This window comes from Ruegeria lacuscaerulensis (genome assembly GCF_013034745.1).
Lineage (GTDB): Bacteria > Pseudomonadota > Alphaproteobacteria > Rhodobacterales > Rhodobacteraceae > Ruegeria > Ruegeria lacuscaerulensis_B.
The window spans coordinates 252,216-274,588 of sequence record NZ_WQGP01000005.1 but is presented as its reverse complement, the minus strand read 5'-3'; the positions used below and the strand labels follow the sequence as shown (position 1 = coordinate 274,588).

At 59.1% G+C, this 22,373-nt stretch carries 14 protein-coding genes; 5 read left to right on the top strand and 9 right to left on the bottom strand.

The genetic code is table 11. The features are described from left to right. Positions 1-371 precede the first annotated feature (371 nt). On the top strand, positions 372-4,394 hold the full coding sequence (locus GOV79_RS22595; RefSeq protein WP_170789975.1) for a beta strand repeat-containing protein: 4,023 nt from the start codon (positions 372-374) through the stop codon (positions 4,392-4,394). Between the two features lie 54 nt (positions 4,395-4,448). Here the strand turns inward: GOV79_RS22595 and GOV79_RS12180 are convergent, their stop codons facing one another. Together GOV79_RS12180 and GOV79_RS12175 are read right to left on the bottom strand one after the other, a co-directional pair. Next, entirely contained in the window at positions 4,449-5,861 is a 1,413-nt protein-coding gene (locus GOV79_RS12180; RefSeq protein WP_237218015.1) for an RtcB family protein, read from the bottom strand. A 478-nt stretch (positions 5,862-6,339) separates the two neighbouring features. After that, positions 6,340-7,896 carry a vWA domain-containing protein gene (locus GOV79_RS12175; protein WP_170789973.1) on the bottom strand — a complete coding sequence of 519 codons (1,557 nt, stop codon included), beginning with the start codon at positions 7,894-7,896 and terminating at the stop codon, positions 6,340-6,342. A 173-nt stretch (positions 7,897-8,069) separates the two neighbouring features. Here GOV79_RS12175 and rtcR point away from each other — a divergent pair, with 173 nt between their 5' ends. The 4 genes from rtcR to GOV79_RS12155 all read left to right on the top strand — a co-directional run bounded on the left by rtcR (position 8,070) and on the right by GOV79_RS12155 (position 13,666). Continuing rightward, complete coding sequence (rtcR, locus tag GOV79_RS12170; protein WP_170789972.1) at positions 8,070-9,647, top strand: RNA repair transcriptional activator RtcR; 1,578 nt, start codon at positions 8,070-8,072, stop codon at positions 9,645-9,647. 153 nt (positions 9,648-9,800) lie between these two features. Then, a complete protein-coding gene (gene dctP / locus GOV79_RS12165; protein ID WP_170789971.1) occupies positions 9,801-10,901 on the top strand; it encodes a TRAP transporter substrate-binding protein DctP in 1,101 nt (366 codons plus the stop codon). Between the two features lie 74 nt (positions 10,902-10,975). Continuing rightward, a complete protein-coding gene (locus GOV79_RS12160; RefSeq protein ID WP_170789970.1) occupies positions 10,976-12,307 on the top strand; it encodes a TRAP transporter small permease subunit in 1,332 nt (443 codons plus the stop codon). Positions 12,308-12,322: 15 nt separating this feature from the next. Beyond that, positions 12,323-13,666 (top strand): TRAP transporter large permease, encoded by a 1,344-nt coding sequence (locus GOV79_RS12155; protein ID WP_237215859.1) that lies wholly within the window; start codon positions 12,323-12,325, stop codon positions 13,664-13,666. 79 nt (positions 13,667-13,745) lie between these two features. On the opposite strand, the gene GOV79_RS12150 is transcribed toward GOV79_RS12155, so the two are convergent. From GOV79_RS12150 to GOV79_RS12120, 7 genes are read right to left on the bottom strand one after another with little or no spacing between them, the layout of a single operon-like run. Beyond that, entirely contained in the window at positions 13,746-14,531 is a 786-nt protein-coding gene (locus tag GOV79_RS12150; protein ID WP_170789969.1) for an oxepin-CoA hydrolase, alternative type, read from the bottom strand. A gap of 3 nt (positions 14,532-14,534) precedes the next feature. Beyond that, complete coding sequence (locus tag GOV79_RS12145; RefSeq protein WP_170789968.1) at positions 14,535-15,593, bottom strand: acyl-CoA dehydrogenase family protein; 1,059 nt, start codon at positions 15,591-15,593, stop codon at positions 14,535-14,537. A 3-nt stretch (positions 15,594-15,596) separates the two neighbouring features. Continuing rightward, complete coding sequence (locus GOV79_RS12140; RefSeq protein ID WP_170789967.1) at positions 15,597-16,784, bottom strand: acyl-CoA dehydrogenase family protein; 1,188 nt, start codon at positions 16,782-16,784, stop codon at positions 15,597-15,599. Positions 16,785-16,786: 2 nt separating this feature from the next. Continuing rightward, complete coding sequence (locus tag GOV79_RS12135; RefSeq protein ID WP_170789966.1) at positions 16,787-18,847, bottom strand: 3-hydroxyacyl-CoA dehydrogenase NAD-binding domain-containing protein; 2,061 nt, start codon at positions 18,845-18,847, stop codon at positions 16,787-16,789. 15 nt (positions 18,848-18,862) lie between these two features. Further along, positions 18,863-19,591, bottom strand: coding sequence for an IclR family transcriptional regulator (locus tag GOV79_RS12130; protein WP_170789965.1), 729 nt, complete (start codon positions 19,589-19,591; stop codon positions 18,863-18,865). Positions 19,592-19,596: 5 nt separating this feature from the next. Continuing rightward, on the bottom strand, positions 19,597-20,784 hold the full coding sequence (locus GOV79_RS12125; RefSeq protein WP_170789964.1) for an acetyl-CoA C-acyltransferase: 1,188 nt from the start codon (positions 20,782-20,784) through the stop codon (positions 19,597-19,599). Next, the gene (locus GOV79_RS12120) at positions 20,777-22,282 is read right to left on the bottom strand and encodes a class I adenylate-forming enzyme family protein (RefSeq protein WP_214648130.1); all 1,506 of its coding nucleotides are present in this window, start codon (positions 22,280-22,282) and stop codon (positions 20,777-20,779) included. Before GOV79_RS12120 ends, GOV79_RS12125 begins: the two co-directional genes overlap by 8 nt. Positions 22,283-22,373 lie beyond the last annotated feature (91 nt).

Genomic DNA, 22,373 nt, shown 5'->3' with positions numbered 1-22,373 from the left:
TCAAACAATCTGACTCATTTTAGCGGATTGTTGAAACACCAGGGCACATAGATACTTCAAAAATTGGTGTCCATTGGGGTGCAACAAGGTTCGGTTTTTGCACAAACGCGCTGAATTTTTATTTCAACGTTTTCCGACGCTTGTTGACCAGAAGATACGATGGGCATCTTGAAGTCGCAATACGAAGACCGCTGTTGCAAATTTGCAATCTGAAAAAATTTTCCAACCAAACACTTTCCACCATTTACGCCCCCAACTCGCATTGGCTACTAATGTTAACATATCGTTAACGAGTTCATCTTTGGGGGTATGCAGTGAATAGTTGCGCAAAGCAGCACACGCCGGCACATGTGGCAAGAGGCGGTCGTGTTGTGAAGTGGAAGGGCCGGGTGGCCAGTGTTGCGCCTTCGGTATTCCTGGCCTCGATAGCGGTAAGCGCTTGCGCAACTGTTGCTTCTGCGGATGTTGTCATTTCTGCACCGCAGACGACCCCGGCGGACTTTCTCATCGACGAGGACATAACGATCACCGAAACCGGGGCTGTTAATCTGACCGCGGATTCTGGCCCCGCCGTGCAGATCAACACCGATTACACCAGCGTCTTTACCAATGACGGAACGATCTCAGGCCCCGCCCCCGGAGAACAACTTGGGTTCGGCCTGGAGCTAAACGGAGATCTGGGTGAAACCGGACAGGTTATCAACAACGGGTCGATCGACATTGATATCGACGCCAATGGGTCCGCACTTGGCCTTGGTGTCCTGTTTGACGACGATCTTGCCGGAACATATCAGAACAACGGGACAATCGACGTCAATGTCAGCAGCGACAATGCCGTCGCATTGGCGATTGGAACTGTGGTCGACGGTGTTGCTCAATCAACGGCGACGATCGAAAACAACGGGGACATACTGGTACAGTCCTCGTCGGTTCCGACTGAAAACGTGGCTGCGGCCGGGTTTCTGTTCGTGAACCCCGCCGAAACAGACATCGACAATGCCGGTACGATCCAAGTCACAGCCCAGACGGGCGAACAGGCCTCGGCCTTCGGCTTTCAGTTTGAAGGAAGTCTGAACGGCAATCTGACCAACTCGGGCACGATCAGCGCTACGGCCACGGACGGGGTGGACGATGTCTATGCCATCGGGGTTGAGGTGATCACCGATGTAAACGGCGACATCAACAACACCGGCACTATCTCAGTTCTGGCCAATGGTTCAGCGGATGACGCGACTGCCTGGGGCATCCATGTCGAAGGCGACCAGAACGGTGCCTTGATCAACTCGGGCACCATCGTCGCAACGGCGCAAACGACCTCGGGCAGCGCTGATGGCGCGGCTGTCTATGTTGAGGGCAACACGGTTGGCAACATCACCAACAGCGGGACGATTGATGCACGCGGCACCGGGACGGCATCTGCCAGCGGAGCGGCTTATTATCTAGGCGGCGATTTCGACGGCGATTTCGAAAACTCGGGCACCATTCTGCTGGCCTCTGACTCCACCGCGTCCGAGGCAGAGACTTTTGGCCTGTTTGTCAGCGGACAAATGGACGGTGATTTCACCAATGGTGGCACGATCACCATAAGCGCCACGGGTAGTTCGGCCGAAGCCCGGGCCCTGACGATCAATGGCGGCTTGATCGGGGAAATTCGCAACACTGGCACGCTTATGATCCAGGTCAACGCTTCCTCCGAGGGATCTGGCACCGGCTTTTACATCCGCAACGGGCTGACCGGGAATTTCGCCAACACCGGCACGCTTCAGATCAATGTGACAAGCGATACCTCCGAGGCAACGGCCTCTGGCCTGCGCGTCTTTGGTGGAATGGACGGTGACATCATCAATGACGGCACAATCACAGTCGAAGCCGAGGGCGATTTCTCGGCCTTTGCGGCTGCTGCCGATATCCGCAACACCCTGACCGGATCAATCACCAACACTGGCACTCTGCGTATTCAGGCCGAAGCGTTTTCGACCGCAACTGCCGGGGGCTATACGATCACTAACGGGATGGTTGGCAGTTTCAGCAACAGCGGTACCCTAATGGTGTCGGCCATTGGCAGCACGAACGAGGCCCGCGCCTTCGGCCTGCGCGCCTTTGGCGGGGTCGATGGGGACATCACGAACTCTGGCACGATTGCCGCTCAAACCAGTGCGGCGCAAACATCGGTGGCTACAGGCTTTATTGTCGGCGGGCCGTTTGACGGTAACTTCCTGAACACCCAGACAATTACGGCAATGGCCGAAGCCAGCACCGGGTCGGCCCGCGCCCATGCCCTGGACATCACTAGCACCTCGACAGGACAGATCGAAAACAGTGGCACACTGAACGTGCGGGCCGAAGGATCGACCAACGCCTTTGCATCCGCCATCGACATCAGCGGCGGCTTGAATGGCGACTTTGTCAATTCCGGCACCGTCCGCGCCGAAGCGGACAATCTGTCCGGTGGCTCCTCGGCCTCTGCTTTCGGGGCGTTTATTGCCAACGGCATGACCGGAAATATTGAAAACTCGGGCACGCTTACTGTTGAAACCAACGGACAAACTCTGGGTGTCGCTGCCGGGGTTTTCGTGACCAATAATGGGTTGGACGGAGATTTCACCAACTCAGGCACAATCATGGCCAATGGATCAGCCGAAACCGGCGACGGTCGCGCCTTTGGTCTGCTTGTGAATGGCGGCATTGATGGCGTGCTGACCAACAACGGCACCCTGATTGCCGAAGCCTCGGCCCTTTCTTCGGCCCGTGCAACTGGCATTGTCGCGAATGGTGGACTGACGGGAAGTTTTGCCAATTCGGGTACGATCTCGACCACGGCGATTTCAGAAACCGATGAAGCGCTGTCGCAGGGTATTTTCACGGGCAACAGCAGCGATGCAGCCGCAAGTAATACCGGCAATGTCTCTGCGTCTGCCACCGGCGCATTGGGTGCAACGGCGCAGGCGTTGTCTCTGGGCGGGGTCTACAATGACGCAGTCACCAACTCGGGCCAGTTGACGGCAGTCGCCGCTATCGCAAACGGAACCGGTGATGCCGACGCCAGTGGTGTGTTTATTGCCGATTTGCAGGGCACATTCGCCAATACTGGCGTGATCAATGCCGCTGCTTCGGGCGGCGACACGTCCGAGGCCTTTGGTCTGAACATCCAGAATTTCGACGGCGAGATTACCGAGGTTGGCTCTATCTCGGCGCGTTCGGACACAGATGATGCCTATGCCATCTTCTTGGGCTCGGGAACCGGGACGCTGAATCTGGACACTCAGGACAATGTCGACGGCTTGATCCGTGTTCAGGATCATCAGGTCAATCTGTTCGCCCAAGGCGGCAGTTCGGTGTTCTTTTTCGAAGATGCCGCGCCAGGAACAGAGGATTTCAACACGATTATCTCGGACGGCCGGTCGGGATGGTTCGTGCAGAATGAAGGTGGCCCGGCACCGGTCTATGCCGCTGTCGATCCGGCCGAAATTCTGACATCGGCCGATATCGTAGCCTATTACGGCACTCTCATCGGCAGCTCGAACGGCGCGCTGCGCTATGAGGCTGCGCAGGTCACACGCAATGCCGAAACCGGCAATGTCTCGGGCCTGAGCATTGGTGGCTTTCGTCCTTATGTGCATCTCGACGCGGCCTCACGCCGGTTCGAGAATGTGCCGGGCATTGATACGGATGTCACGGCGATCAACGGTAGCGTCGGCTTTTCGGGACAGTTGGACAATGGCACCGCGCTGGCCTTTGGGCTGGGTGTGTTCCGCACGGATGGCGACACCGACACCACCGATTTTGACACGGACGGCTTCTATATCGACGCCTCGATCGGACGTCAGATCGGCGACTATACGGTCGAGGCCGGGCTGGGCTATGGCTGGCTATCCACTGACCGCACGCGCGAGATTTCGGGCAGCGCTGATGCGGATGCCGATTTCGACAGCACCTTGCTGACGGTCTACGCCGGTGTCGAGCGGGATTTCGAGACCACAGGCACCATCGGCCTGACCGGTTTTGGCGACCTCCGCTATACCCGGCAAGAGGATGACAGCTACACCGAAACCGGCTCATCCGCGAACGCGACCGTGGACGACGCCACAACTGACGTGATTGAGGTCCGCTTGGGTGTCGAAGCCTCCAAGGCTCTGAACACAGGCGGCGTGTTGGTCGGTCAGCTTTCCGGCGTTGTCCGGCAGGGTCTGGGCGACTCGGATGCGGATGTCACTGTCTTTGGCTCAACCCAAAGCCTCAGCTTTGCGGCCACCGACTTCTCGGGCGGGAGTGTTCTGATTGGATATGAGCATGAGTTCATCCCCAACATGCAGTTCGAGGCCAACGCCTCGCACGAGGTTGGCAGCGATGCGCAGGGACCGAATTTCCTTGCGGGCATTCGCTGGTCGTTCTGAGGAACCGATCTAAAAGAACAAGGGCCGAAGTGGTTGAACACTTCGGCCCTTGCTTTAGCGGCGGCCTTTCTTCCTGTTCATCCAGAAAGGCGGCACATCACCTGCCATGATACAGCCGTAGGGGTCGATATAATCCTCGATTTCGGCCAGATCATAGGATTTGATCTGCGCTACAACACTGTCCGCACTTTTGTAGCTGGACGGCAGTTCCGAGGCGTCCACACCGCCGGCATGGAAGCGAATATCCAGACCTTCGGTTTCCGCCTTCAACATCTCATCCGGCGTAACAGACCCCATCCGGCGCTTATGTTCGGAACGCGAGAAATTCCGCCCCGCCCCATGTGGGCTGAAGCCCAGACCGTGGCCTGCATCCTTGCCGCGCACGACCAGCACCGGCTCGGACATGTTCAGCGGGATCAGGGTCAGCCCGGTCGCGTCCGCGGCATAGTCACCCCACGCCGGGGTTGCGCCCTTGCCGTGATAGAACAGATCGCCCCGTTTGAAGACGAAGTTATGTTCGTTCCAATACCGGTCCCCGACATCGCCCACTCGCGCGGCCTCAACCGTTGCCTGATGGATCGCGTTGTGGTTGGCCTTGGTCCATTTGCGGATCAGTTGCAGGGCATCCCAATAGTCGCGCCCTTCCTGCGTGTCAGCTGGAATCCAGGCGTTTTGCTTCGGCGTACCCGGCGACAGCTCCTTGCGGAAGCGATGCGCGACGGTCATGCCGTTCTTATACAGAACAGCCCCCGGCCCGCGCGAACCGTGATGGGTCACAATCGCCGTCCGCCCGGTTTTGCGCGACCGGCCGACAAACAGGAAATGGTTCCCGTCGCCTTGCGTCCCCATATGCTCCTGCGCCATACGCAGCGATTTCGGGTTGTCGAGAAACGGATTTTCACGGAACGCATCCAGCAGTTTCAGCGAGGTTGTGAAGCGCTTGCCCTGCGGCCGACCACCCGGTCCGAAATGGGTCACTGACTGCGCCGCATCCAGCACGGCCTTTGGGTCAGCATTGCCCAGATCAGTGATCATGACCGAGCAGCAAATGTCCGCCGAGTGCATCCCCGGATGGATCGCATTGCGCGCCGCCGCGACGCCGCCAACCGGGATCGTGCCGACCGGACCGGCCGGACAGGCATCGGGCATAATCGCCCCGGCCTCAATCGTCGGGGTCCGCATCAGCGCGGTCATCGTTTCGCGGACTTTCTCGACGTTGTCCTCCTCATCCGGATCGCTGGCGTCGATATTTTCGTGAAACGGCACCTCACCGGGCGCGCGCAGATCCAGCGTAGGCGGAGTCGGAAGGATCTCACCCTCCAGCTCCTGCCGGATGCGCACCAGACCGAAGCCTTCGGCCCGCATCTCATTCGCGCGCGCCAACAGGGCGGGGAATTGCTTGCCAGGGCGATGCCCCCAGTCTTTCAGATGTTCACCCGTTACGGGATCAAATGTGTTTTCCATCATCATATTCACTCAAATTCAGGCCCCGGCGACAAGTGGGGAAGAAACAGTTCGGGAGGCCCGCCCCGCATCTGAATGGGCAGATGCGTTTGCCGTCCGGGCGCCGGCACGGAGGGGAGTTGAACCCGCTCGACCTGTCCCTGAGGTGCCATGTAGTTCCTTCGGCATTCGCCGGGGGTGTCCTTTCGTTTTGGGTCTCGACGACAAGAGTTTGGTGAAACGCCCTGCTCTACCCAACTGAGCTACCGTCCGTCCCCCGTGGGGCTCGGACGAGCGGGATTCGAACCCGCGACCTGGAGATTAACAATCTGTAGTTCCACCGGCATTCGCCGAGACATGTCCTTTCGTTCGGGTCAGGCAGACAAGGGGTGATGAGACCACGCCCTGGTCAGGGCGCGGATCGGTAACAGCGATGTAGTCCCACCGGCATTCTGCCTGATGTTGTTCTGATGGCCGGGGCAGCGCACTGCCCGAGCCTTGTTTATACATCGATCTTTTCGATCTCAGCGACCCAATGATCCGGGCCGGTTTGACCGCTGGCAAATGCCGCGATCTGGTCAAAGACCGCATCCGAGAACCCGCCGACATTCAACACATCGGCACGCGTCTGCGCCTGAGTGGTCCCGTATGGGGCGATGTCAATGCAGACCAGCTTGGCCTGCGGATTGCGACGCTTGATCACCTCCCACTCCTTCAACATCGCTGTGCCCTGACCACCATTCCGGGCATCCACCCACGACTGGTTGTCAGACACGAACACCACCAGATCCGGTGCGCGGCCGCGCTTGTTCAGCCAGGCCAGTGGCGCGGAACAGTTCGTCCCGCCACCGGCCAGTGCGGCCAGACGCTCGGCATTGGTCAGGATTGTGTCGCGCGGTTCCAGACGCACATCACGCACATCGAAATCGAACGGCAACACCTGACACCCACGGTTCACCCGTTGGAAGGACGCCGCCACCAGCGCCGCCACATCCACATGCCGCACGGCCGAGGTCGCCCCCGGACGATACCCGGTCACGGACCACGTCATCGACCCCGACACGTCTGGGCACACAACCACCTGCCCCGCAACCTGCGGTACGTTCTGCGCGGCGATCTCCATCGCGTCGTGCAGCGCGTCCACGATCAGGCGCGGCATATCCGGCACCACGTTTTGCGCAGCCACCATCAACTGGTACGGAAAGGCCCGAGCCTTGGCGATGGCTTTTGGGTCGCGCAGCGAAGCAGCCACGTGATCCACGTTGCGGGTCACGTCGAAAACGCCGTGACGCTGGAAGGTGTTCAGGTTCTGACGAACCATCTGCCACGAGCCCTTGCGCGCAATCCGCGCCCATTGGACCTGCGTCAGTTCCAGTTGCGTCAGCATCTGGAACGGCACGTCCGGCAACGGACCCTTGCCGGTTTCCCGAAACGCGATCCAATCCCTCAGGGCCTGCGGCAGCCGTGCCAGATTGCACGGCCGCCCGACGATCCATGCAAACAGCGCCTCCCGCTCGGCCGAGGCCGGTTTCGGGTGCACCATCTTGATCACGTCCGCCAAAGACGGGTCATTCCCGATATTGGCATTCAGCAGCGCACGGTCAGAGGCGGTGTTCAACCAGGTCTGGACCATCGCTTTCGGTGCCGACCCCAGAGACTTACGCCCCGTTTGACCCGACCGGACAACCTGCACGAACGTGCGCAGCATCTTGCCGTTATCAACCACGCGGGCGAAAGCCGCCCGAAACAGAACCGGGTCACGCCGCGCCAGAACAGCCAGCAAGACAGCAGGCATGTCCTTCATGTACCCCGACTGGCGGGCATAGATCGCAGCCTGCGCCAGGTACTTAGGCTCAACGGTCTCAGCCACATCCAGAACGTATTCCAACTCTTCCTGCGGCGACTGATAGAACATGCCGCCAAATGTTCCCGTCACGGCGACCTGCGCCAGAGCATGGGCATCTGAATATGCAAAAGCCGGCGCGCCATGGGCGTTCTTCGCAGTTGCTTTCGGCAGCAACCGGCCTTTCAACGATGCAAACACGGATTTGTTCGCCATTTTCCTATCCTCGTTTTGTCTTGAGGATGTTTTCTCATGGTCCAGCCAAAGCGCAGAGAAAAAAGTGAAAACAGTATAAGCTGTTGTTTATAATATAGTAATCGGCGATTTGCGATACGCGTAAACTCGCGATATTATACTTTTGTATCTTATATTATAGAATTGGATATACCATGAAGAATGTGGTCATCGGGTTTCTTGGTACGCAGCTAGATATGGGCAAAAAACGGCGCTGGAAGCCGACGCCCAGCCTGACATCGCATGATCATTTTCCTGTGCATCGGCTCGAATTGTTGCACGACCGCAAGTTCAACCGGCTTGCCCATCAGGTCAAACATGAGATCGCCGAGATATCGCCCGAGACCGAGGTCCTGCTGCAACAGATGGATTTGGATGACCCATGGGACTTCCAAGAGGTCTACGGCAAGCTGTATGACTTTGCCCGCGCCTATGGCTTTGACGAAGATCGCGAGCAGTATCATGTGCACCTGACCACCGGGACGCATGTGGCGCAAATCTGCTGGTTCCTACTGACAGAAAGTCGCCATGTCCCGGCGCGGCTGATCCAAACCGGCCCGCCCGGCCCGGAGGATCCAACCCCGAAATTCGATGTCATTGATTTGGACCTGAGCCGCTACAATGCCCTTCAACAACGGTTCGACCAGCTTTCGCGTGAATATAGCGATCAGTTAAAAGGCGGGATCGAAACACGAAACGCGCAATATAACACCTTGATCGACCGGATTGAGTTGGTTGCGAGCAATTCCGACGAACCGATCCTGCTGCTGGGCGAGACCGGGACCGGCAAGACGGAATTGGCTCAGCGGATTTACAACCTCAAACTGGATCGGCGCAGGGTCAAGGGACGACTAGTCCATGTCAATTGTGCCACGCTCAACGGCCCCGATGCGCTGGCCACCCTGTTCGGCCAGCGACGCAGCTATCTGGGGCAGGCCGGGACCGAACGTGGCGGGCTACTGCGTGAAGCAGATGGCGGCGTCCTGTTTCTGGACGAAGTTGATGAATTAGACTGGTCCGAGCAATCCATCTTGCTCAGCGCGATAGAGACCGGACGGTTTTACCCACTTGGATCGGATCACGAGGTGTCCAGCCGGTTTCAGGTCATCGCAGGTGCCAGCCACGATCTGCGCGCGTTGACGGCCGAGGGACGTTTTCGCCCTGACTTGCTTGCCCGCCTGAGCATGTGGAACTTCAGATTGCCCGCCCTGCGCGACCGGCGTGAGGATATCGAGGCCAACCTTCACTATGAACTCGCTCGGTCCGAGCGCAGCCTGGGCATTCAGGTCGGCTTCAACATCGACGCGCGCGAGAAGTTCATACAGTTCGCCACCAACCCATCGACCCATTGGCCAGGCAATTTCCGCGACTTCAGCGGATTGGTGAAACGCCTCTGCACACTGGCCCCGCGGGGCCGGATCACCCGAACAATGGTCGAGGATGAGACAGCCGCGCTGCAACAAGATTGGGCATCCTCGACCTCAGGCAGCGACGAGACACTGGTGCGCGGTATTTTGGGATCAGCCACGCGTGACATTGATCCCTTCGACCTGGTGCAATTGGCGAATGTCATCCGAACATGTCAACGCGCCCCCAATCTCAGCGCGGCGGGTCGCGCGTTGTTTTCGGTCTCACGGGAAAAGCGCAGCACGCAGAACGATGCGGATAGGCTGCGGAAATACCTGCAAAAATTCGACCTCGACTGGCACAAACTAACCGTCCCCGGCCAATAGTTGACCAATATTTTCACACTGGAGCAATCACGGAACGGTGAGAGATTTCTAAATTGGAAAAAAAATATTACCAATTCCTGAAGTCTCCTCTATGATCTCTAGCTATCACCATGTTTTCCACGAAAGCATGGTGATGATCTATGGGAGGATCAAATGAGCAATAAACTGATTACACGCCGCAACGCGTTCCGCACCCTTGCCGGTGCCGGGGCGGCCACCTTGGCCGCACCGCATATCGCCACCGCAGCAGGTGAGACCACCACTTGGAAGATCCAGACATCCTGGCCCGGGGGCATCGGGTTACAGACTTTCAAAGACTGGTGCGCTACGATCGAAGAAAAAACCGGCGGTGAGCTGGCCTTCCAGGCCTTTGGCGCCAATGACGTGGTTGGGGATTTCCAACTGGCCGATGCGGTGAAGAACGGTGTGCTGGACGCTATCAACCCGTTCACCATCTACTATCAGGGCATCATCCCTGCCGCCGTTTTCCTCAGCTCGTACCCGCTGGGTCTGCGCCAACCGCATGAATACGACACCTTCTACTATGGCCTGGGCGGGATCGATATCGCACGCGAGCTGCTAGGCCGTCAGGGTCTGCACTTTGTCGGACCGGTGCATCACGGACCGAACATCATCCACTCGAAAGTTCCGATCCGGTCGGTTGACGACTTCGCGGGCCGTAAAATGCGCCTGCCGGGCGGTATGGTGGCCGAGGTATTCTCGGAGCTGGGCGCTGAAACAACCGTTCTGCCGGGCTCGGAAATCTTCCCGGCGCTGGAAAAAGGCACTATCGACGTGGCAGACTTTGTGGGTCCGGCCGTGAACCACGCCTTGGGCTTCAGTCAGGTGACGGACTATATTGTGATGGGTCCTCCGGGCTTCATGTCGGTCTATCAGCCGGTCGACATCATGGACATCACCGTGGGCAAGGCCGCATGGGACAAACTGAGCCCGCAGATGCAGGAATTCGTGGAAATGGAAACTCACGTCTATTCCGATCTGCATCACGCCGCCATTCAGGCCGCCGACCAGGAAGCCTGGAAAAAGTTCGAAGCAGAAGGCACCGAAATCACACGCTTGTCTCAGGACGATGTCGAGCTGATGACCGAAGTCGCCGTGCCAATCTGGTTCAAATATGCCAACCGCGACAAAGACGCGGCGCGTGTCTTCAAGATCCAACTTGACTACATGATGTCGGGTTCCTTGGGCTATGTGACGCCTGAAATGATCGAAGGCTATACACTGGACCTGTAATCCGCTGAAGCCTAATCAAAAGTCCGCGCGAATTTCGCGCGGACGTGCCTTTTCTTTGGAATTCGGAACGTACTATGCCGAGCGTCGATTTCACGCTGCCGCACTGGCTATACTGGGTCGGGCTAATCGCTTTCCCGGCCCTGGCCATGGTGCTGGCGCGCAAAGCCCAACCTGAACAGCGCACCTATGGGTTGCCGCTGGGCTATCTGATCCTTGTCACTGGGGGAATGCTGGGTCTGCACCGCTTCTACCTGCGCAGCCTGCTGGGGTTGGTCTATCTACCGGTCTTCCTGCTGATCCTGTTCGCCAATGGCGAAGAGCGTACGGCCCGCAACGAATTCTCGAACGCGGTCAATATCGTCCGTCAGGCCGAACGCACGATCACGCGCGAAACCGAACGGGTCGCCACTGCCGAAGAAGGGCTGGAAGATCTGCGCGCCGCCGCTGAGGCCGCGCAAAATGGCACTGCGCTGCAAAAACGCCGGGCAGAACGCGCTTTGGATCGGGCGGAAAAAGCTATTGAGACCGGGCGCGAACGGCTTGCGGAATCCGAGGCAGCGCTAGCTGAGGCGCAACCGCTGGCCGAAATTGCCGGTGCTGATCGTGCCTTCTGGAGCTCGGTAGCGCGCTATGCGTTCTTCACGATCCTCGCCTTCTTGGCGATTGATGCGCTGATGCTGCCGCGCCTTGTGGCCAGTGCGCGCGTCAAGGCGGCTGCGGATCCACATGAGCCCGAGATGGAGATCGACGAAGAAACCGCAGCCCGCGCGGCGGAAATGGACCCCGGTGCCCGTAAGGCTGATCAGGATTATGCCGAGAACTGGATTGACCGCCTGTCTCTCTATGCAGGTGAGTTCGTCAGCTATTGGGCCGTGATTGCCGTATTCGTCTATTACTACGAAGTGATCGTCCGCTACGTGTTTAACGCCCCTACCAACTGGGCGCATGAATCCATGTATCTGATGTTCGGGATGCAGTACCTGATCGCCGGGTCCTATGCGATGCTGACCGAAAGCCATGTGCGTGTGGACATCTTCTATGCACCGCTGACCAAGCCGAAGCGCGCGTGGGCGGACCTGTTCACTTCGATTTTCTTCTTCATCTTCGCCGGAACCCTCCTGGTGACATCCTACATCTTCGCGATGGACGCGATTGCCGTTCCGACCGGTAACTCCGTCGTCTCAGACTGGGCGCGGGGCGAGATGAGCTTCTTCCAGATGTTCGGCGCACTGACCTTCGGCGACTGGACCGATCCGAACATCCGCTGGGGCGAAATCAGCTTTAACGAATGGGAAATCCCGCTTTGGCCAATGAAATGGATGATGGTCGTGGGCGCGGTTCTGTTGATTTTGCAAGGGGTGTCGAAACTATCCAAAGACATCCGAACGATTGCACGGGGGTACTGACCGATGGGTCTTGATATGTCCATCGAGCTGTTGACGCTCGTAATGTTCGGCTCGCTGCTGGTTCTGCTAATGGCAGGCCTCCCGCTGGCCTTTGTGACCGGAGGCCTGGCCTGTGTGTTTCTGTTCGTTCTGGGGGATGCGCGTGCGCTGAATATCGTACCCAGCCGGATTTTCCCGCTGATGACGAACTATCAGCTATCCGCCATTCCCTTGTTCATCTTCATGGCGTCAATGCTGGAACGGGCCGGGATCATCAACGATATGTTCGATGTGATCTACAAGGTGCTTGGCGGTCTGAAAGGCGGCCTTGCTGCGGCGACGATTATTGCGTCGACCGTTCTGGCGGCTATGGTCGGTGTGATCGGCGCAGCTGTGGTGACAATGGGGATCATTGCCCTGCCCGCCATGTTGAAACGCGGCTATGACACCAAGATCGCTATGGGTTCGATCATGGCCGGGGGGACATTGGGCATCCTGATCCCACCTTCCATTCTAGCCATCATCTACGCGGTTGTTGCCGAACAATCGGTGGGGGAGCTGTTCATCGGCGCGGTCATTCCCGGCCTGATGTTGTCGGGCATGTACATCATCTACGTGGTGGTTCGGTCCTATATCAATCCGGTCCTTGGCCCGCCAATCCCGGTTGACGAGCGCATCTCGAACCGAGAAAAAATGCGCCTGCTGGGCAAAATGTCCGCTCCGATTGCGCTGATCGTGATTGTTCTGGGCGTGATCTTCTCGGGCGTTGCAACCCCGGTTGAGGCGGCGGGTATCGGCACCTTTGGTGCCTTCATCGTAGCGGCGATCCACAACAAGCTGGACTGGCCCACCGTACGCGAGGCATGTCTGACCACTCTGAAAGCCTCGGCCATGGTGATCTGGATCATGTTCGGCGCCACGATCTTTGTGGGTCTCTACGTGTTGGAGGGTGGACAGCAATTCGTGCAGGAAACCATGCAAGGCGCAGGTCTGGGGCCCTGGGGTATCCTGATCGTCATGCAAATCCTGCTGGTGGTGCTGGGGATGTTCCTGGACTGGGTCGGCATCCTGTTGCTGTGCGTTCCGATCTTTGTGCCGATCATCAAGGCGCTGGGGGCTGCGGCCTTTGGCTTTGATGACCCTAACGATCTCGTGCTGTGGTTTGGCGTGCTCTATCTGGTAAACATGCAGATGAGCTTCCTGTCGCCGCCCTTCGGGTATGCGCTGTTCTATCTGCGCGGCGTGGCCCCACCGTCGATTCCGATGACGGATATCTTCAAGGCGGCGCTGCCCTTCCTGTTCCTGCAGATTGTCGGATTGGTCATCTGTATGATGTTCCCGTGGGTTGTGACGTGGTTACCCAATATCGTCTACGGGTAGACAAAATAACGGGCGGGGAATTCTCCCGCCCGTTTTCGTTTGACCGTTCTGTCGGTCTCTGCCGTCATTTTCTATTGGTTCAGTTCGTGAAGTCCGGCTTACGCTTTTCCTCAAACGCACGGATGCCTTCCAGCGCTTCGTCCCGGCCCAGAGCAAGGCCCATCTCCCGGCGTTCGCGTAGCAGATGTGCCTCAAACTCGGCCGTATCGGGGGCAGAGAGCAGCGCCTTGATCGCCGCTTGCGCCTCTGGCGGTCCCGAGACCAGATCCAGTGCTAGCTCCAATGCCTGTTTCAACGCCGAACCGGGTACAACCACCCGGTTCACGACACCTACGTCATACATGCGCGGGGCAAGAACTGGCCTGCCGGTCAAGCACATCTCGGTTGCAAGTTGACGTGGCAAGTTCGTGGTCAGGAATCCCGAACCACCCCCATCAGGCACTAGCCCCGCTTTGACATAGGCCAGCGTGAACTTTGCATCTTCCGCGGCAACGATCATGTCGCAGGCAAATGCCAATGAAGCACCCGCCCCTGCAGCCCCCCCTTCCACAGCCGCAATCACCGGGACAGGGCACGCTCGGATGGCCCGGATCATGCGGTGCAGGTATTCAATCTGTGCCTCACGCTCCGGCAGGGTCATTTCGCGACGGGACTTGAGCATCCGCAAATCGCCACCGGCAGAAAAAAACCCGCCGGCACCCGTAATCACCACGGCGCGGACGCCGGATTCAGCTGCGGTAGCGTCGCGCAGCGCTGACTCAACCGGTTCATAGACCAGACGCGACAAAACATTGCGCCGGGCCGGTTCATTGATGGTGATAATCAGCACCGCATCGCGAGTTTCGAACAAAACAGCCTCGCTCATGAATCAGCTCTCCATGACACGGTGCAATTGCGCATAGTGATCGCCCAATTGGTGGTCGATCATCGTCAATCGTTTGGCGTAGTGCGAGCCGGGATATTCCCAGGTCATTCCGATCCCTCCGTGAAGCTGAATGCATTCTTCTGCAATCATCGTACCTGCGCGTCCGATCAGGTTCTTGGCCATTGCGATATACTTCGCCTCGGCATCGGAGCCCAGTTTACTTGCTGCCAGAATAGTGATCGAGCGGCATTGCTCCATCTCGATGGCCATATCGACCGTACGATGCTGCAACGCCTGAAAACTGGCGATCGGTCGCCCGAACTGCGTGCGCTGCTTGAGGTAATCGACCGTCATGTTGACCAACACCTCCATCACGCCCACAGCCTCGGCACACAGCGCCAACCGACCCGCGTTCAGGGCGGATTCAATGATGTCACCAGCATTCTCACTCAGGCAAATGGCGGTTGCGCTGTCGAGGATCAACTCCCCTGCTCCACCGCCGTCAATCATCGCATAGTCGACGGTTTCAGGATTTTCGACAAGAAACAGGCCAAGCCCCTCATCAAGGCGTGCTGCGACCAGCACGCCATCTGCCCCAGGCAATCCATAGACCACCGATTTACGACCATTCAGCACCCAGTGATCGCCGGATTTGTCTGCGCTGGTGCGGATCAACGCCAGACTGTCCGCATCCGGTTCAAACACAGCCAAAGCAATCCGCTTTCCACCTGTGACCAACTCTTCAACCAAGGCTGTAGCACCACAATCGGCGGCGGCGCGAGCCGACATCAACGCGGCCAGCATCGGCTCAGGGCACAGACCACGGCCCAGCTCCTCAAATATGGTTGTGATGTCGAAACCTGTGCCGCCAAAGCCGCCTTGCTGTTCCGGGACAAAGGCACCGATCAGGCCCAATTCGGAGAGTTCAGCCCATTTGGCCGGGGAATGGAACGGCGCATTGTCCAGCACGCCGTAGCGGGTGTCGAAATCATACTGATCCGCCAGATAGCGCCTCACCGTGTCCGACAACATCTGCCTGTCTTCGGTTAAGTTGAAATCCATAGGTCAGCCTCCAAACAGGTCTTTGGCAATGATGTTCCGCTGAATTTCGTTCGATCCACCGAAGATTGAGAGTTTTCGATTGTTGAAATAGCTCGCCGCCGCACGCCGGGCGTCTTCGGGCACCGTCACCGCGTTTTCGAGCAGATCTTCAACGGGGAACGGCGCGGCGGCTGCCCCCAGGGCAGTGCGCGTCAAGCTGAGTACCCGCTGCCGGATCACCGTGCCTTTGATCTTCAGCATCGAACTTTGCGTACCCGAGGCCGCGCCTTCCTTGGCCGCCGACAACATCCGCAGGTTCGTCACGCGCAACGCCTCCAGATCAATCTCGACCTCGGCCATTTCGGCGGCGAACAACGGATCCTGCGCCAAGGGCCTGCCCGCGCGCACCAGCATCTGCGACAAGTCCTTGAGCTTTTCCAGATCGCGGGTCGAGAACCCGACACCCGCGATATTGGTCCGCTCATGCGTCAGCAGATATTTGGCGATGGTCCAACCTTTGTTCTCTTCACCGACCAGATTTTCCACCGGCACCCGAACGTCGGTGAAAAAGACCTCGTTCACCTCATGCCCGCCTTCCAACAGTTTGATCGGGCGCAGCTCAACGCCGGGGGCGTCCATATCGACCAAAACAAAGCTGATGCCTTCCTGCGGCTTGCCCTCGGTCGACGTGCGCACAAGGCAGAAGATCTTGTTTGCGTGTTGACCCAGCGTGGTCCAGGTTTTTTGACCGTTGATGACGTAGTCACCCCCGTCCCGCACCGCGCGAGTTTTCAGGCTGGCCAGATCCGAGCCAGCGCCCGGCTCTGAATAACCCTGACACCACCAGTCTGAGCCATCCAGAATACGTGGCAGAATCTCAGCCCTTTGCTTATTGGTGCCGAATTTGATCAGCACCGGCCCCAGCATGTTGAGGCCAAAGGGCACGATGCGCGGGGCGTTGGCGAGGGCGCATTCTTCGTCAAAAATATGCCGCTCAACCGCGCCCCAGCCGGGGCCGCCATATTCGGTGGGCCAGGTCACAGCAAGCCAGCCCCGCGCGTTCAGCCGGGCGTGCCAACCTTCCATTTCCTCTTTGGTCAGACTTTCCGAGTTACGGCCTTTTCGGACCAGCTCCGGGCTCAGGTTTTCCGACAGAAAGGCGCGGACTTCAGCGCGAAAAGCCTCTTCTTCGGGGGTGAAACTCAGGTCCATGCTCAGCCCTCTTTGTTGAGGTCGTTGAAGGTTTTGCCCGCCTCGACCAGTTCGCGCAGCAGGGCGGGCACCTGCCAATAATAGGGGTCTTCCTGCGCATATTGTTCGATCCGCTGCACGATGACAGCCAACCCGGTGATGTCAGCATATTGCAGCGGACCGCCCCAGTGGCGCGGGAAACCATAACCAAACAGAAAGACCGCATCCACGTCGATCGGGCGCAGGGCGATCTTGTCTTCGACCACCCGCGCGGCCTCGGACACCATCGCGGCCATATAACGATCCACAATTTCGGCATCGGTAAAACTGCGAGCAGTGATACCCTTAGCCTCCCGCTCGGCCTGTGCGAATTCCGCCACGGTCGGGTTCACGCTGCGATTTTTGCCGTCGTAGATATAGAAACCCTTGCCGCTTTTGCGCCCGAACCAACCCTGTTCACACACTCGGTCGGCAATCTCGACATAGCGCTCTTCGTCCGGACGGAACGCGGCCTGACGTTTGCGCGTGGCCCATCCGATGTCCTGCCCCGCAAGATCGGATACGGCGAACGGCCCCATGGCAAAGCCAAAATCTTCAAGGGCAGCGTCAATCTGTTCGAACGGTGCTCCGTCCAGCTGCATATAGGCCGAGGACTTGCGATAATGTGCCAGAATGCGGTTGCCTATGAAGCCATCACACACCGCAGATCGGACCGCGACCTTGCGCAATTTCTTCGCCAGCCTGAAGCTGGTCGCCACGATCTCGGGGGCCGTGTCTTTGCCGACGACAACCTCCAGCAATCGCATCACATGCGCGGGCGAGAAGAAATGCAACCCGATCACGTCCTGCGGTCGGTTGGTGGAGGCCGCAATTTCATTCACATCCAGATACGAGGTGTTGGTCGCCAGAATAGCACCTTGTTTGCAAATATGATCCAGCTTGCCAAAGACCTCGCGCTTGACATCCATGGATTCAAATACCGCTTCGATCACCACATCCGCGTCGGCAAGCGCGGACATATCGGTGGTGCAAGTCAGTTTCGCCAGCGTCGCATCGCGCTGTTCCGCGTTCAGCTTGCCGCGTTTCACAGCACCCTCGAGGTTCTTGGTGATCGTATCGCGCGCGAAGGCCACGCGGTCCTCTTCCATCTCGATGAGAGTGACCGGCATCCCGGCCAGAAGCATCGCAGTGGCAATGCCCGACCCCATGGTACCGCCGCCGATCACCCCACCGGTTTGCAAATCGCGCGCCTCGGCCTTGGATTCGGGGATATGAGAAACGGCCCGTTCGGCAAAAAAGGCATGTTTCAGGCCCTTATGGGCATTGCTCGCCATAGCCTCGGTGAATAGACGCCGCTCTTCTTTTAGTCCATCAGACAGCGGCAAATTGCTGGCCTCGGCCGCTTTCAAGGCGCGTTCCGCGACCTCGCCCCTTGTCTTTGCGCGGAAGGCGTCCAGATCGTCAGTGGTTATGCGGTTATCCAGATGCGCCGTTACTCGGGGTGTAAGCGCGCCGTCCAAAACCTGTCGACCGGCGGCCAGAGCGACCTTGGCCGGGTCGCCATCTTGCAGATCATCCAACAGTCTGGCCTCTAAGGCGGTCTCGGCGGAAATCGGTTTCCCCGAGGTGATCATGGTCAGCGCGGTCATCCCTTCGACCAGCCGCGGCAGGCGCTGCGTGCCGCCAGCACCGGGCAGAAGACCCAGATTGACCTCTGGCAGACCCAACTTAAGACCCTTGATCCCGACCCGTGCCTGACAGCTCAGCGCGATTTCAAGACCGCCGCCCAAAGTCGTGCCGTGCAATACGCAGACAATGGGCTTGGCGCTGGCCTCAAGGATTTCGCAAACTTCAGGCAGCATAGGCTGTTTCGGAGGTTGGCCGAATTCCCGAATGTCGGCGCCCGCCACAAAGGTGAGGCCCGCCGCATAAAGCGCGATGACCTTGACGCGTTCATCCCCCTCCAGCGCGCGCACCGCATTCACCAACCCGATGCGCACATCAATCCCCGCCGCATTGACTGGCGGGTTGTCGATTTTCACCAGCGCAACCTGACCTTCGAGCTTTGTTTCAACCGCTGCCATAAAAACCTCCTGTTCTCAACCACATATGCCAAGGCTGCGCCCAAGCGTTTGTACCGTGTCGCGCAGTTTCGGCCCCACGATCTGTTCCAGTTTCTCGCGGTTCAACTCAGACGTGTTGGCCCCGCAAAGAAACGCAAAGGGCGGGGCACCGGGGGCGGGGCTGAAGGGAACCGCACAGGCGTTGACGGCCCGGTTCCACCCGCCCAGAGACGACACATAGCCCATGCTTTCCAACTGTTCGCGATCCGTGCGCACCTGATCTGTTTCCCGCGCTTGCGCAGGTTCTACGGCCAGGATGGCCCGGCCCGCCGCGCTTTGTTCCATCGGAATGCGATGCCCTTCACTCAACCATAGTGACGACGCGTTTCGCGGTCGCCAGCAGCGCGTCAGCATCACCGCGTCGCCGTTGCGCATGGTCAGGGCGACCAGAACGCCGGTGTCATCGGCCAACTGCTGCATGATGTTTTCGGCCATTGGCAAAAAGGACAATCCCGCCCGCGCCGTGTACCCCAGCGCCATGACCGAGGGCCCAAGCCGGTACGCCTCGGACGGGTGCAACTGTTCCAGAAACCCCATCGAGGCCAGCGTGAACGTCATCCGCGCCACGGTCGAGGGCGGCATGCCTGTGCGCCGGGCCAGTTCGCGGTTGCCCAGCGACGCATCGTCGGGCTTGAACGCCTGCATGATCCGCAACCCTTTGGCCAGGGTCGCGGCGAAGCGGCGGTCTCGTTCCGCGTCCGGCATCCAGGTTAGACGCGCTCGAGGATCAGCGCGATCCCCTGCCCTACGCCGATGCACATGGACAGGCAGGCATAGCGCCCGCCGGTTTCCTCAAGGTGGCGCATGGCGGTTAGGATGATCCGCGCGCCTGACGCGCCCAGCGGATGCCCAACCGCAATCGCGCCTCCGTTCGGGTTCATGCGGCTGTCAGCGGGGTCCAGGTCCAGATGTTTGCAGCAGGCCAGAACCTGCGCGGCGAATGCCTCGTTAATCTCGATCAGGTCCATGTCGTTCATGTTCAGTCCCGCGCGGTCCAAGGCCTTTGGGATGGCCAGCGCCGGCCCGATCCCCATGATCCGGGGCGGCACGCCTGCGATAGCACCGGCCACGATACGGGCGCGTGGCTTGGCACGGTCGGTCTTGGCGCCGATCATCAGCATCGCCGCGCCGTCATTGACGCCCGAGGCGTTGGCCGCCGTCGTCACACCTTCGGGAAAGATCGTGCGCAGCGATGCCATTTTCTCAAGCTGTACATCCGGGCGAGGATGTTCGTCCTGCGTCACCTCATGGGTCGCGCCTTTACGGCCTTTGATCGTGATCGGAGTGATCTCGGCATCAAAGAACCCCCGCGCGCGGGCGGTTTCGAACCGGACCTGAGAGGCGTATCCAAACTGATCCGAGGCTTCGCGGGTGATCTGGTAATCCTGCGCCAGATTGTCGGCGGTCTGGGGCATTGGATATTCGCCATGCATCTGGGCAATGCGCGGATTGGGAAACCGCGCACCAATGGCACTGTCGTAGATTTGGGTCTGACGGGCATAGGGAGTTTCAGATTTGGCTATTGTGAAGGGTGCGCGGGTCATGCTTTCGACACCGCCCGCCACATACAAAGGCGCCTCGCCCACCGTGACCGACCGCGCCGCGTCCAGCGCCGCCGACATGCCCGAACCACACAGGCGGTTGACGGTTTGCCCCCCGACCTCGACCGGCAGACCGGCCAGCAGAGCGCTGTAGCGGGCGACATTGCGGCTGTCTTCGCCCGACTGGCAGACATTGCCCAGAATGACATCCTCAATCTCAGCAGCATCAAAAGCACCGCGCTGAACCAGCGCCTCCAGCACCTGTGCGGCCAGATCGTCGGGCCGAACCGAGGCCAGCGCACCGCCATGGCGGCCAAAAGGGCTGCGCAGCCCGTCATATATGTAAGCGTCAAGCATTCTTGGCCTCTAGATCCAGTTGTGCCAGTTCGGGCGCAAAGGCCCGAACCAACTTGTGTTTCAGAATTTTCCCCGTCGCGGCTTCTGGCAACGCGTCGGTGACAACAATGTGATGGGGGATTTTGTAGCGGACCAGAGTTTCCCCCAGATGAGCCTTCAACTCGGCCACGGTCGCTGGAACGCGTAGGGTCACAAAGGCCAGCACGTCTTCATTCCCATCCCGCGCGCGGCCCACAACGGCGGCTTGCGTGACGGATGGATGGGCGTTCAGCGCGGCTTCGATCTCGGGCGGGTAAACGTTGAAGCCGGAATGGATGATGACCTCTTTGCAGCGCCCTACGATGTAGATGCGCCCGTCTTCCTCTATTCGCGCCAGATCACCAGTGCGCAGGAAGCCGTCCGGGGTAAAGGCCTGCGCGGTTGCTTCCGGATTACGGTAATATCCCTTCATGATGTTACGTCCGCGCGCCAGCAACTCGCCGACTCCGTCCGCGCCGGGATTGTCCAACCGCACGTCGATCCCCGGCAAAGCAGGACCTACCGAGTCGTCCTGCGGCGGGTTCTCGGGCTGCGTGGTGGCAATGCCCGGAGACCCCTCAGTCAGACCATAGCCGTTATGGATCGGACAACCGAATATCCGCTCGACCCGGCGCTTCCAGCTTGGGTCCAGAGGCGAGCCCCCCGAAGACAGATAGCGCAATCCACTGTCCACGCGGTCTATGCCGTTGTCTTTGCAATGTTTGAGGATCAACGCAAACATCTGCGGCACGCCCGACAGCATCGTTGCACCGCTGTGCAGCCCAGCGATCACCTGCACCGGGTCGAACCGGGGTTGAAACCGCAGGCAGCCGCCCGCCAGAAACGTGGTCAGGATGATCGAGGAAAACCCGAAAATATGTGTCCCCGGCAGAACCACCAGCGACTGATCGGCCGCCGTTGCCTGCCGACGTTGTTTCGAGGCGTTGGCCGTGAACAGCAAATTATCATGGGTCAGCATCACCCCTTTGGGTGCGCCGCTGGTGCCAGAGGTATAGAGGATCGCCGCCACCTGCCCCGCACCGGCTTCGACCGGTTCGGGCGTTTCATCCCGCAAAGGTGAGACCACAAGAGACCCGCAGCACAACTGCCCCGATGAAACGGCCCCCAACCGTTGCGCATGGGCCCGCGCAGCATCGGACACATCCGATGTGCAAATCACGCAACGCGCGCCGGAATGGGCGATGACCGTGTCGACCTCTTGTTCGGTCGCACGCGCATTCAGCGGGACGATCCACGCGTCCAAGTCACTGAGCGCGAGAACAACTGCCGCATAAGTGGCGCAGTTCTCGGCCAGTACAACAACCCGGTCGCCCGGACGCACGCCATGCGCCCGTAACATCCGGGCGGCCTCCCTTACCGCGCCCCGCAACTCCTCATAGCTGAGCCGCGTTTCATCATAGTCGATGATCGCCAGCGTTGCCGGGTCCTTGCCGTCGATCAAGTGGTGAATTCGGTGCAACGCATTCTCCTCAGATGCGGTGCGACTGTTCTAGCAATCCGTCAGAAAGGCGTCAATATTCGGCACTCTGTTCCGCAATGCAGAACACAAA